Annotated in this window: 14 protein-coding genes; 1 reads left to right on the top strand and 13 read right to left on the bottom strand. The window is 41.5% G+C overall.

Annotation, left to right across the window (positions count from 1 at the left end):
* Nucleotides 1-74: 74 nt before the first annotated feature.
* The 7 genes from ACFVS1_RS08065 to ACFVS1_RS08035 all read right to left on the bottom strand — a co-directional run bounded on the left by ACFVS1_RS08065 (nucleotide 75) and on the right by ACFVS1_RS08035 (nucleotide 6,841).
* Nucleotides 75-1,076, bottom strand: coding sequence for a LacI family DNA-binding transcriptional regulator (locus ACFVS1_RS08065; protein WP_352923020.1), 1,002 nt, complete (start codon nucleotides 1,074-1,076; stop codon nucleotides 75-77).
* A 191-nt stretch (nucleotides 1,077-1,267) separates the two neighbouring features.
* A complete protein-coding gene (locus ACFVS1_RS08060; protein WP_352923018.1) occupies nucleotides 1,268-2,104 on the bottom strand; it encodes an SDR family oxidoreductase in 837 nt (278 codons plus the stop codon).
* The gene (gene uxuA, locus ACFVS1_RS08055; RefSeq protein WP_387546262.1) at nucleotides 2,101-3,177 is read right to left on the bottom strand and encodes a mannonate dehydratase; all 1,077 of its coding nucleotides are present in this window, start codon (nucleotides 3,175-3,177) and stop codon (nucleotides 2,101-2,103) included. The genes ACFVS1_RS08060 and uxuA overlap by 4 nt, the downstream gene beginning before the upstream one ends.
* A gap of 12 nt (nucleotides 3,178-3,189) precedes the next feature.
* The gene (locus ACFVS1_RS08050) at nucleotides 3,190-3,810 is read right to left on the bottom strand and encodes a bifunctional 2-keto-4-hydroxyglutarate aldolase/2-keto-3-deoxy-6-phosphogluconate aldolase (protein ID WP_387546260.1); all 621 of its coding nucleotides are present in this window, start codon (nucleotides 3,808-3,810) and stop codon (nucleotides 3,190-3,192) included.
* A gap of 13 nt (nucleotides 3,811-3,823) precedes the next feature.
* Nucleotides 3,824-4,843, bottom strand: a complete 1,020-nt coding sequence (locus ACFVS1_RS08045) for a zinc-binding alcohol dehydrogenase family protein (RefSeq protein ID WP_387546257.1) — start codon at nucleotides 4,841-4,843, stop codon at nucleotides 3,824-3,826.
* Nucleotides 4,844-4,851: 8 nt separating this feature from the next.
* Nucleotides 4,852-5,862, bottom strand: a complete 1,011-nt coding sequence (allD, locus tag ACFVS1_RS08040; protein ID WP_387546255.1) for an ureidoglycolate dehydrogenase — start codon at nucleotides 5,860-5,862, stop codon at nucleotides 4,852-4,854.
* Between the two features lie 22 nt (nucleotides 5,863-5,884).
* Nucleotides 5,885-6,841 carry a sugar kinase gene (locus ACFVS1_RS08035; protein WP_387546252.1) on the bottom strand — a complete coding sequence of 319 codons (957 nt, stop codon included), beginning with the start codon at nucleotides 6,839-6,841 and terminating at the stop codon, nucleotides 5,885-5,887.
* A gap of 380 nt (nucleotides 6,842-7,221) precedes the next feature.
* Between ACFVS1_RS08035 and ACFVS1_RS08030 the strand changes: the two genes are divergently transcribed.
* Complete coding sequence (locus ACFVS1_RS08030; protein WP_387546249.1) at nucleotides 7,222-8,139, top strand: DMT family transporter; 918 nt, start codon at nucleotides 7,222-7,224, stop codon at nucleotides 8,137-8,139.
* A gap of 380 nt (nucleotides 8,140-8,519) precedes the next feature.
* On the opposite strand, the gene ACFVS1_RS08025 is transcribed toward ACFVS1_RS08030, so the two are convergent.
* The 6 genes from ACFVS1_RS08025 to ACFVS1_RS08000 all read right to left on the bottom strand — a co-directional run bounded on the left by ACFVS1_RS08025 (nucleotide 8,520) and on the right by ACFVS1_RS08000 (nucleotide 12,876).
* Complete coding sequence (locus tag ACFVS1_RS08025) at nucleotides 8,520-9,158, bottom strand: urease accessory protein UreH (RefSeq protein ID WP_352923001.1); 639 nt, start codon at nucleotides 9,156-9,158, stop codon at nucleotides 8,520-8,522.
* A complete protein-coding gene (gene larC2 / locus ACFVS1_RS08020) occupies nucleotides 9,155-9,631 on the bottom strand; it encodes a nickel pincer cofactor biosynthesis protein LarC2 (protein ID WP_352922998.1) in 477 nt (158 codons plus the stop codon). Before larC2 ends, ACFVS1_RS08025 begins: the two co-directional genes overlap by 4 nt.
* Nucleotides 9,628-10,506: a nickel pincer cofactor biosynthesis protein LarC gene (gene larC / locus ACFVS1_RS08015; RefSeq protein ID WP_387546246.1), complete on the bottom strand. Its 879-nt coding sequence runs from the start codon at nucleotides 10,504-10,506 to the stop codon at nucleotides 9,628-9,630. Before larC ends, larC2 begins: the two co-directional genes overlap by 4 nt.
* Nucleotides 10,487-11,257 (bottom strand): nickel pincer cofactor biosynthesis protein LarB, encoded by a 771-nt coding sequence (gene larB, locus ACFVS1_RS08010; RefSeq protein ID WP_352922993.1) that lies wholly within the window; start codon nucleotides 11,255-11,257, stop codon nucleotides 10,487-10,489. Before larB ends, larC begins: the two co-directional genes overlap by 20 nt.
* Entirely contained in the window at nucleotides 11,254-12,069 is an 816-nt protein-coding gene (gene larE / locus ACFVS1_RS08005; RefSeq protein WP_387546242.1) for an ATP-dependent sacrificial sulfur transferase LarE, read from the bottom strand. Before larE ends, larB begins: the two co-directional genes overlap by 4 nt.
* 174 nt (nucleotides 12,070-12,243) lie before the next feature.
* Entirely contained in the window at nucleotides 12,244-12,876 is a 633-nt protein-coding gene (locus ACFVS1_RS08000; protein ID WP_352923721.1) for a bifunctional 4-hydroxy-2-oxoglutarate aldolase/2-dehydro-3-deoxy-phosphogluconate aldolase, read from the bottom strand.
* Nucleotides 12,877-12,887 lie beyond the last annotated feature (11 nt).

Below are 12,887 nucleotides of genomic sequence, written 5' to 3'. Positions count from 1 at the left end.
ACCCATAACTAAATCGGTTTAGAATCCCCGTAAAAAAAGCGCTTTCTTTTTCACAGGAATTCTTACATCCGGTTCTAGCAAGAATTCCTTGAAAGCAAAGTCGGTTTCAAACGATGGACGCTTGTATCCTCTTTTCCTGTTTTATTGATTTGACTAAGCAGTAACTCTGCTGCCAAGTTGGCCATTTCAATGGCTGGCTGATTAACCGTTGTAATGGTCGGTGTATAGAAACTGGCATACGGAACATCATCGATTCCTATGACAGCTATGTCATCAGGTATATTGATTTCGTGCTGTTTCATATAACGCAATACTTCATTAAGTACGATATCATTTCCTGCCAAAATGGCTTGAGGCGGCTTTTCCAATTCGAAAAATTCTGAAAGTGCAATCGGAATTTCATTTGCATTCACAGTTTTAATATATTCTGAATGGAATGGTATCCCATGTGACTCGAGCGAATCCTTGTACCCTTGAATCCGTTCGATTCGAGGACTGATATCGCGTATTATTGAAGTGGTTATGATTGCAATGTTTTCAAAACCCTTTTCAATAAACCGATCGACCGCCAACTTGGAAGCAAGGTGATTATCGAGCATGACTGTAGCAATATTCAATTCTTCGATTGTCCTATCCATGAAAACAATCGGGAATTGATCACTCTTCATACGTTGATATAAATCAAGATTGTCCCCTGTGGGGAAAATGATGATCCCATCCACTTGTTTAGCCCTTAGCATTTCAATATAATTCTTTTCCTTTTCAGGATTGTCATCTGCATTGCAAACGATAATGTGGAACCCTTGTTCATAAAAGTAGTTTTCTATTGCTCTAATAACTTGCGTTGAAAACGTGTGAAGGATATTGGCAACCACTACCCCAACGGTAAAAGTGGATTTTTGTTTTAAACTGCGCGCTATTATATTAGGCTGATAGTTTAACTCTTCTATTGTTTCTTCAATCTTTTTCCTGGTTTTTTCACTCATATATTCATAACGTTTGTTCAAGTATTGGGAAACTGTGCTTTTTGATACTTTCGCGTGATTGGCGACATCAGTAATTGTAATGGTTTTCATTTCATTCATTCCTGTCGTGTGGTTTCAATTCTTTATTACCAAAATGGCTTAGATATATAAGGAATATTCTATTATAATAAGGAAAGCTTTACAATCACCTTCTGATGCAGTAAAAAAGTCAATTTCCCATACCGTGGAACTAATTTAATCACGTTCACGTTCACTTGTTTGCCTTATTATTGGACCTGAATTCAAACACCTGAGTATGCCATGAAGCCCCCATCGACCGGTACCGTAATTCCTGTGACAAAGCCCGAATAGGATTCATCAACGAGCCAAAGCAAGGTACCAAGTAAATCTTCAGGCTGCCCGAAACGCTTCATGGGTGTTGAAGTAATGATTTTATTAGATCTTGCCGTCAGGCTGCCATCTTCATTAAGCAAAAGATCCCGATTTTGCTTCGTCAAAAAGAAACCTGGAGCAATGGCATTCACCCGTAAACCTTCTTCGGCAAAATGAACAGCCATCCACATGGTAAAATTATTTATCGAAGCTTTGGCGGCACTATATGCTGGTACTTTAGTCATTGGAGCATAGGCGCTCATGGAAGATACATTTACGATAACTGGTGCTTCCACTTGCAATAATTCTTTTCCAAAAACCTGACTGGCCAAAAATGTACCGGTAAAATTACTGGCAAATACTTGGGAGAAACCATCTTCATCCAGATCAAAAAATGATTTTCCTTCTGCTTCTTCTCCATATTTCTCTGGAGCAGTAATGGCATCAGGATGATTGCCACCCGCACCATTTATTAATAGATCCACTCTTCCGAACGATTCTATTATTTTCCCTTTTGCATTTTCCAATGAGGTTCTATCCAAAACGTCTGCCGCTATGGAAATCGCAGTCCCCCCAGTTTGTTCAATGAGTTCGACCACTTCTTGACCTTTTTCTGCCGTTCTGTTCAATATAGCTATCTTGACACCATGACGCGCCAATTCCACAGCCATTCTGGAACATAAAACACCGCTGCCTCCAGTGATCACTGCCACCCTGTTCGTTAAGTTTTCATGGATGGGAATCATAATTTCCCACCTGATTTACCAGCTTCATATGCATCCCATAACCCGAGCAAATACATGATTCCCAATGCTCGGTCATATAAACCGTAACCAGGGCGGCAAACTTCACCCCATATATGGCGGCCATGATCCGGTCTGACATAACCAGTATAATTTTGCTTATTCAATTCTTCCACGACGCCCTGTATATTGATGGAACCATCCTGGGTATGATGGGATGTTTCCACAAAGTCACCATTTTCATAAATCTTCACATTTCTTATATGGGAGAAAGGCGAACGGTTTGCATACTTTTTAGCCACCTGGACCATATCATTTTCAGGGTTTGCCCCCATTGAGCCTGTACACATGGTGAAAGCATTCGATGGTGAATCCGAAATCGAGATCAGTTTTTCATAGCTCGACTCTCCGGTGATGATTCTTGGCAAGCCAAAAATGGACCATGGCGGATCATCCGGGTGTATTGCCATTTTTATACCGCAAGCCTCGGCAACAGGTAATATTTCTTTTAGGAATATTTCAAGATTCGCCCACAGCTGCTCTTCGTCCACAGTTTTGTATGCTTCGAATAATTCAGTGATTCTATCCATCTTTTCTGCTTCCCAGCCTGGTAAAGTTAAATCTGAGGCTTCCGTTACGGTACGAATTAAATCTTGTGGATCTAACGTATCCACTTTCGCCTTTTCATAAAACAGGGCAGTTGATCCATCTTCCAAAGGATGGAACATTTCAGTCCGAGTCCAATCAAAGATCGGCATGAAGTTATAACAAATGACTTTCACTCCAGCTTCCGAAAGATTCCGGATCGTCTCTTTGTATTTCTCTATATATATCATGCGGTCTTCATTACCCAATTTAATCGATTCATGGACATTTACACTTTCAACGACATCCGTGTGAAAACCAAATGATTGGATATACTCGATTTCTTTTTTAATTTCTTCTTTTTCCCATACCTCTCCAACAGGTTTTTGGTGAAGAGCCCAGACAATCCCTTTTACTCCAGGAATTTGTTTAATGTGCTCCAATGTAACGGTATCATTGTCTTTCCCATACCATCTAAATGTAATGTTCATCGTGCACCTCCATTATTCGGCAACTTTTTGCATGTATTTTCGGCTTAACTCCACTGCGGCATCATAGCCGCCATTCTGATAGGCTTTGTTCAAGTCACTGCCGATCCCGATTGCTACGGCGCCCGCATTCAGCCAGTCCTTCATGTTATCCAAATTAATTCCCCCGGTTGGCATGATCCTTACATTTGGCAGTGGACCATTTACCGACTTGATGAAAGAAGGTTCAAAATGGTTGGCCGGAAATAACTTCAATACATCACAACCGGCTTCCAATGATGTAGCCATTTCTCTAATTGTCATGCATCCAGGCATATAGGGAATGCCGTATCGATTACAAAGTTCGGCTACGCCATTGACAAAGTAGGGACTGACGATAAAATTGGCGCCAGCTAAAATCGCATGCCGAGCCGTTTCAGAATCAAGTACCGAGCCTGCTCCTAATAGTGCATCCGTATTTTGCAGTTCTTTGAAAGCATCTTCAATTCCCGGTGTTGTATAAGTCAATTCGATTGCCTGTATACCGCCTTCCACAGCTGCTTTAGAAAGCTGTGCCGCCTCCTTTGCATCCTGCCCCCGTATAACAGCTACAACTTTCGTTTCCGTTATTCGACGTATGATTGAATGTTTATCCATAACACCCACCTCCTTAATTAAAAGCGATGATCGCTTTTCGAACCTGTTCGGGATGATTTTCAACAAAATTAAATGCTTCCTGGATATCATCGAGCGAAAATGTATGGGTGACTAAACCTTCATGTCTGAGTTTTCCTTCATTTAAAAGTTTAACCACTTTCGGGAACTGATCGGTTTGCAATCTAGACCCTTTCACCGATACTTCCTTTTTTGTGATTGGCAGCTGGGAAACCGATGAAGGACGTTCATCAAAACCGAGTACGACAATCCGCCCCGCCGTTGACACGACATCGAAGGACAATTCAAATGTCATCGGCAAGCATACTGCATCAATGACGACGTTGGCCCCTTGGCCATTTGTCCATTCTTCCACTCGTTTTTGAACATCTTCTTTTCCGGCATGGACGGTGATATCGGCGCCGCTTTCTTTAGCGAATTCCAAACGCTCATCACTTAAATCCGTGATCATCACTGTTGCTCCTTGAAGCTTTGCCATCTTTAATATACAAATTCCAATAGGCCCGGCTCCCTGGATCAGGACTGTTTCCCCTTCCTCCACTTCGCCTCTCCAAACGGCCTGTGCGCCGATTGTGTATGGCTCAGCCAATACTATTTCATCCCATGATAAATCGGAATCCACAACATGTAATTGTTTCTCCGGAAGGACGAACCACTCCCTCATCCCACCATCTTCATGCACGCCAAAAACGGAAAGTTTTTCACAAACATTTTGGCGTCCTTTGCGGCAAGCGTAACACTCACCGCAATAACTGATGGGCTCAATAACAACGTGGTCCCCAACTTTTATGCCCGTAACACCTTGACCTATCTCCACAACTTCTCCCGCTACTTCATGCCCAACGACCCGCGGCAGTGTTGCAAGAGGATTCGTACCATGATAAATATGCATATCCGATCCGCAAATGCCGACTCTTTTTACTTTTACAAGGACATCCGTCGAGTTCGAAATGCATGGTTTTTCCACTTCTTGAATGATCAGTTCATGAGCTTTCCGAACTTGAACCGCTTTCATTTCCCCACCTACTTTGTAAGAAATTCATAAACACTTGATGCTATCGTAATACCTTGTTTCAGATTTTTTTCTTCATTGATTTGTTCAATCTCACCCGGTACATATACGCGATCGAACCCTGGAGCAGGCTCAACCTGTTGCAGCTCTTCAATCATCTGATCCATTTGCTCTAAAAATATATCAACATCCGTAAAGAACGAAGGATTAATCACACAAAAATAATGTCCCAGCTTCCGTTTCTTATCAAGGTCGTCATACATTTTCCCAATGTGCGGGCCAAATGCCGCACCGGCCAATAATCCAGAAAACACATCTACAATTACGGATAGACCATAGCCTTTCGGACCTCCGAAAGTGGAAAGGGAAACGACTTTATTCGCGTCAGTGACATTAGCTCCATTTTCATCCACTCCCCAACCTTCAGGGATTTCCTTTCCCTCTTCGCGTGCCTGGAGGATTTTCCCCAGCGCAACATTGGAAGTTGCCATATCAAGAATAAAGGGTTTCTTCGTTTTGGCAGGAACTCCGTAAGCGATTGGATTGGTGCCAAGAAATGATGTCTTTCCTCCGAACGGGACCACAATTTTATCGGTATGTGTCATCGCGATGCCAATCAACTTTGCTTCAGCGGCTTTTTGAACGAAATAGCTTAGTGCTCCGCAATGGCTGCTATTTAAAACAGTCACCATGCCCACGCCATTATCCCTAGCCATTTCGATTGCATGGTCCATGGCCACGTCGCTAATCACATGCCCAAATCCATCATCTCCATCAACTACACCTGAAACGGGCCCTGTCTTTTGGAAGGAAATCTGAGCATCCGGATTTATGCCTCCTGCCTGTAAACGGTTCACATAATGCTCTGTTCGCAAGACACCATGGGAATTGACATTCCTGAGATCGGCATGAACCAATACTTCCGCGATTTTACCGGCATTCTTTTCATTTAAACCCACTTTGGTCAGCTGTTGTATGACTAATCGTTTTGCTTCCTCAGCTTGAATCGTAACTGTTGCCATTTCATTCCCTCATTTCTTTTAGTCATCTTTCTATAACGGCCTCATTCTGTATGAATGGCATTACTTCATCCAAATATGGTAATCCTTCATTGTCCCCTGCAACAGTTGTGACAAGGGCTCCTACACCATTTGCGAATGTCAATCTTTCTTCAATTGATAAGCCATGAAGATATCCGTAAATATAACCGGCATCATAACCATCCCCCGCACCAACAGTATCTACAGGTATAACAGGGAAGGCGTCTTTTTCATGCCATTCATTTTTGTTATAAAGTTTTGAACCATGTTTCCCGTCCTTAATGACAAGCTGATCAATATCATTGACCTTTGCGAATTCCGCCAATGATTCTTTAGAGTCCGTTCCGATGATCAATCTTATTTCATCCAAACCTGTAAGCAAAATATCAACATATGGAAAAATTTTATAATAAACTGATCTTGCCTCCTCGATGGACCATAGCTTTAAGCGGATATTCGGATCAAAAGAAACAGGTATATTTTTTTGTTTTGCAATGTCCATCACTCTCTTGGCAATATCCACATTTTTGGGATCTATAGCCAAAAATACTCCAGTAAGGTGGACTATATCAATCTCTTCAAACATTTTTTCTGTTATATCTTCCGGTTTTAAAGTTAAAATGGGAGATTGATAGCGGTAATAAAATGTCTTTCCGGACCCATCTTCCCGAATTTCTTTAAAGTTAAGGGATGTTGGATAACCATTTACATAGGCAACATCACTCATGTCCACGCCTTCCCCACGAGCGAAATTATAGATAACTTTACCGAACTCATCCTTGCCTAACCGGCTTATCCATTTTGCCCGCATGCCAAGCCTTGCACAGCCAATCGCAAAATTCAGTTCAGCGCCTCCTACTTTTCGCTCAAAACGGGTAACGAATCTTAAAGGTCCTGTCTCTTCCGGATTTAGCGTAATCATGGCGTCGCCCAGCGTTAAAACACCATATTTTGATGACAATACAGTACCTCCTTCTTTCGAACAATTACAAATAAAAAAGAAAATCATTGAACATATCACTTTTTACTAAATCGATTTAGTTTATTACTAAACCGGTTTGGTAAATCATAAGAAAATTGTAAATGAAAACCCTACCAAAAACAATAGAAAAGTTTGATAATTTGTAATTTTATTTTTATTTAATTATTTTTCTACTAAATTTATAACAAAAACCCATATTAAGGTAAAATCAAAGGGGTTATTTCTTGCCATTTTTTTCATGATTAAGAGCTTCTGATATTTCATCCTTGAGCTTTCAATCAAATTTTACTCTTTGCTATTAATTTAGTGAAAGTTGTATAATATATCAATTGTTAAATAAGTATGAAAGGTTGTTTGGAATGAGTTTTTTGAAAATATACATGTTACTTACCGGAATTATGATCACGTGGGGGTTAAATGTCTCAGTTATTAAAATATTGGTTGCGCATACTCAGCCCGTAACAATCACTTCATTGAGAATTTTTACTGCTTCTCTTATCGTCATTATTATTCTTTTCTTCTTTGGATTAATACGTCTTCCTAAAAAAAGTGAACTTCTTTACGTTTTTGGAGGAGCACTTTTGAGTGTCGTTTTTCATCATTATTTTTTAGCTGAGGGATTGACGAAGACTTCAGCCTCAAATGCTGGACTGATTTTGGGCATGGGACCCATTTTGACTGTCATCTTGACCATGATATTTTTTCGTAAAAAGCCCACTTTAATCAGGCTTATTGGCTTTATATGCGGTGCGCTAGGTGTGAGTTTTACCGTTATGGCAGGAAGTGGGGGACTTCATTCTATTAATCTGGGGGATGTGGATATTTTACTTTCCATTCTTTCACAGGCACTGAGTTTCATACTCATCAATAAAGCCTCAAAAACAATGGACCCACGATTACTAACCGGCTATATGATGCTGATCGGGTCTTTTATTCTTTTTGCCATCAGCTTATGGAAGGAACCAGAGGGCTTATCCTCCCTGGCAACGGCACCGCCATCCATCTGGGGAGCTTTCTTGTTCTCAGCCATTTTTGCCACTGCCCTCGGACACATGAGCTATAATTATGCCATTGGTAAGGTAGGCGCCGCCGAATCATCGATATTTCTTAACTTAAACACCTTGTTCTCTTTGTTAGGGGCAGCATTTTTCCTTAATGAAGCCATAGTTCCTGCCCATTTCATTGGACTTATATTCATTGTTTCAGGAGTATTGCTTGGCTCCGGTGCAATAGAAATATGGATTCTCCAACGGAAAAATAAACGCATATCTGCCTAACGCCTACAGTAAAAACCTGGTTTTCGTGCTTTAAAAATAACCCTATGACACTACCATCCCTTTAAAAAAAGGCTTAGCCGTGTCATAGGGTCTTATTATATATTGTCCACCCTTTCCTCCCTCTACAGATGATTATAAACCTTCGAAACATTTTTTCGGAATAATAATTTAAAGTTCATACCCGTTACAAAATACCCAGAAATTTGCATGGATATGTCCATGGAAGTGTGCCCATAAAGACAAGCCTTTTTGTCATTTGTTGCCCTTTTCTTTCTGAGCAACCTCCTTGAAGACATATTGTTTGATGAATTAATGAATATAAAAGAGACTGTCCATGGGTTACAGACAGCCTGAGATTCCGTTCATGCTGATAAAGTAAATCAATTAACCCAGATTGCAAACAATCCTTCTGTTACACCCAATTTGTATATATAATAAAGTCCGAATGAAAAACTTATAGCTCCCGCCAGTTTGATGAAGATTCGGTTTAATACGATGTCTTTTCCATTCAAAGCAAACGGTATGCCTAGTAAAGTTGTAAAGCACAGCATGCCAATAATCGTCCCCGCGCCAAATATAATGATATAGATGGACCCTTCGCCTATACCGGTTACGGTCGACATCGTTAGAATGACCATGGCGGCACTGCCCGCGAGACCATGGACGAACCCAATTAAAGCAGACACCAAAAAAGGGCGAAATCTATCTTTGTCGTTCGTGATATTAGGGCAAGCTTTAAATAAACTTTTCGCCCCTAGCAGAACAAGCATAATGCCAACTCCGAGTTCCAGCGTCATGCTTAACGATTCGGGAATTTCCCCTTTCATCCAAATGAACAGCATACCTATAAGAAACAGCGTACAAGTATGGCCTATTCCCCAATACACCCCCGTTAAAGTGGAACGCGATAATTTTTTCGTTTTTCCTGCCGTGGTTGCTACCGCAATAACATGATCAGGCTCTAACGAATGCTTTATCCCCAATAGGAATCCAAATGTAAGAATCGACACCAAACTCATTTCTCTACCACCTCCCCGAGACACTTCCATACTTCTTCATACACCCTTTTAAGAGGTATATTGTTCTGTAGGGCAATTTTACGGCAGTCTTCATATTCAGGTGCCTGCTGCAAGGTTAATCCCTCATGAATCCCTCTCTTCATCGTCACTTCCCCCCATTGAGTATTCACATTGAAAAAAGAGCGCTCAAGGCGGTGCACGGTAAGAGGGTAGTAGCGTATACCGAGAGTCGTCGTTTCAGCAAATAATATCTCCTTCATTTTTGAAATCACCTGCTGTGAACAGAGAAGTTGCAATAACACCCCCGGTCGATTTTTTTTCATAAAGATTGGTGTATAAAATACATCATTTGCTCCTGATTCAAACAACAAATCCATTACATGCCCAAGCCATTCACCGGAAATATCATCTAGATTCACTTCCATTTTTACCATTTGTTCATCAAGATGCTCATGATCAGGTGGGCGCTTCATTGGATCTCCCCTATAATAATGCGAAGGATGTTCGGATGATTTTCGAATGTTTTTGTTCCCGCACCATAGCCAATCGATTCGACGGTCATGGGTGGAAGCGAGCCGAAATTTTCAGCTAAAACCGCAGCGATGGCGGCACCGGTCGGCGTTGCTAATTCAGAACGAATATCAATGGAGGCAATCGGTACACCCTTTAATATTTCAAGAGTGGCAGGTGCAGGAACAGGATATATGCCGTGATCAATATGTATATGTCCATACCCCGTTGGAATGGCTGATGACTGAACTGTTTCAATACCTAGCTGATCGATTAAAATGGCAGCCCCGATTATATCTATTATTGAGTCTACCGCTCCTACCTCGTGAAAGTGAACTTTATCAAGAGGAAGCCCGTGTATGTGCCCTTCCGCTTCACCAATCTTCTTAAAAATGGCGAGTGACATGTTTGTTACCGATTCATTAAAGTTCGCCTCATTGATAGCTTCTACAATTTGTTTGTAGGTACGGCTGCCATGATGATTGTGAGGTACATGGCTATGGTTATGTTCATGTTCATGTCCATGACTGTGGCTGTGTTCATGCTCATGACTGTGTTCATGTCCATGACTGTGTTCGTGTCCATGACTGTGTTCGTGTCCATGACTATGGCTGTGTTCATGTGTTTCCTCTGATTTACTGGTAAGAATGACATCAAATTTAGTACTCGTTATGCCATTTTTGACGACCTTCCCCCATGACAGATTATATTCTTCATCTATCCTCAGCTTTTTTAACTCTTCTTCCATTTGTACAGGGTCTGCACCAGCATCAATCAACGCACCAATAACCATATCTCCGCTTATGCCGGAAAAGCAGTCAAAATATAAAGTCCTCATCACAATTGACCTCCTTTTTATGTACAAGTTTGTATATAATCGCAGCATTGTAGGCTGCACCAAATCCATTATCGATGTTCACCACACTTACACCCGATGCGCATGAATTGAGCATCGATAAAAGTGCCGATAAACCGTTAAAATTAGCACCGTAACCAATACTTGTCGGCACAGCAATAATGGGATTCGTGACAAGGCCTCCTAATACACTTGGAAGTGCCCCTTCCATTCCCGCGACACAAACCGATACGGTAGCCCCCCGTATCTCGTCAATATTATCAAGGAGGCGGTGCAGTCCAGCAACACCTACATCGTATATACGCCTGACTGGAATACCTAGAGTTTCGGCCGTCACGGCTGCTTCTTCAGCAACGGACAAATCCGATGTCCCGGCGCACACAATGGCAATATATGAATCAACGGATTTCGGCTTTTCTTTAACCCAAGCAAGTGTCCGTGCAATCTCGTTATACTCAAAATCACTACATACTTTTTGTACAAATACTGCTTTTTCCCGAGAAATTCGAGTCACCAGCACAGAATCATTCCGTGTCCGCAGCGATTGGACAATCGTTAAAATTTGTTCAGCTGTCTTCCCTTCTCCAAACACAATTTCGGGAAAGCCTTGTCTCCTTTTACGATGATGATCGATTTTTACAAACCCTAAATTTTCATAGGAGGCAAGTTTTCCCTTTGCTTCCGCAACTGTCAATGAACCCTTTTGAACCTGCTCCAAAATATCGTCAATCATAACATTTCTTCCTTTTTAAGCGCCATATTCATACTTCCGCTTGTATAGCCCGTGAGATCCATTGATACATACTTATAACCAAATTGCTTCAGCCGTTTCGCGATCGCCACATGGTATTGAAGCACTCGCGGCATATCATCGGGTTCAACTTCAATTCGGGCAGTATCCTCATGAGTCCTGACTCTTACCTGATGAATATCCAGTGATTTTAAGTAAGCCTCTGATTTATCCACTTTCGTCAATTTTTCCTTCGTAATAATTTCGCCATACGCTATTCGTGAGGATAGGCAAGCAAATGACGGTTTATCCCAGGTTGGCAAACCGGCTTGCCTGGACAATGCTCTTATTTCTTCTTTGAATAAATTGGCTTCTAGAAGAGGTCCCCTGATTCCTTTTTCTTTAGCAGCTTTCATGCCTGGACGAAATTCGTTAGCATCATCAGCAATAACCCCATAAATAATATTATTGAATTCATATTCTTCAAGAATAGGAAGCAGGTGGTCAAATAAACTACTTTTACAAAAGTAACAGCGATTCTGATTGTTTTCCTTATATCCAGGAATGCCTAACTCCGAAGTTTGAATGACATGATGGTTGGCACCAATCCATTTTGTTAGCATAATGGCTTCTTTCAACTCACTCGTCGGATAGGTTTCCGAATCTGCTGTAATCGCTAACACATTATCATAACCCAGAGTATCAATAGCAACTTTTAGCAGAAACGTGCTATCCACTCCTCCTGAAAAAGCGACCACAACCGACTCCATTTTTTGGAGAATACCCTGCAGATTACTGTACTTTTCTAGTAACATAGCACTTTTTCCCCTTTCTGCTTTGTCTTTTATTTATCTACTGTCCATCAGCAATAACACTCTTGATGGATATTTAACCGATACAACAATGGGTAGGAAAGGAGGAAATAACATACAGTCATACTTTCATTTCCAGCACCTATTGAACTGATATTCATATAAGCATCGACAGCTTTAGCTTTTTTGTACGATATCCGAGAATTTTTTTGCCGTTTCTGCTAGCCTGGTGTAATCTTCATCTGTAATCAATTTCGCAGGATTGATCAATGAACCGCCAAGTCCCGCAGCGATGGCACCTGCCTTAAAAAATGAAGCGAGGTTGTCAAGGTTGACACCGCCAGTTGGCATTAGAGGGATATGTGGAAGCGGTCCTTTAAGATTTTTAAAGTAACTAACACCCAATGCATCTGCGGGGAAAACTTTGATAATGTCAGCTCCATGCTCGTAAGCAGTCAATATTTCGGTTGGTGTGAGCGCACCTGGGATGCTAATAACGCCATAGCGCTTCGCCATTTTAATCGTTTTTACATTGACGGTTGGAGAAAAGATAAATTCCGCCCCTGCCATGATGACCGCACGGGCCGTTTCGGGATCCAATACTGTACCGGCACCAGCTATGATATCATCACCAAACTCCGCTTTTACTCTCTCAATCAAATGGCAAACTTTAGGTGTTTCTACGGTGATTTCGAGTGTTCGGATGCCTCCTTCTTTCAGGGCTCGTGCGATTGGTATAATTTGATCGGGGCGTGCACCGCGAATGACGGCGACCAGCTTCCCATGTTTAAGCTCTTCTAGTTTAGTCATTTTTTCCACCT

The organism is Peribacillus sp. NPDC058075, from assembly GCF_042885195.1.
GTDB lineage: Bacteria > Bacillota > Bacilli > Bacillales > DSM-1321 > Peribacillus.
The sequence above is the reverse complement of the archived record's forward strand: the minus strand, read 5'-3'. Positions and strand labels throughout refer to the sequence as shown.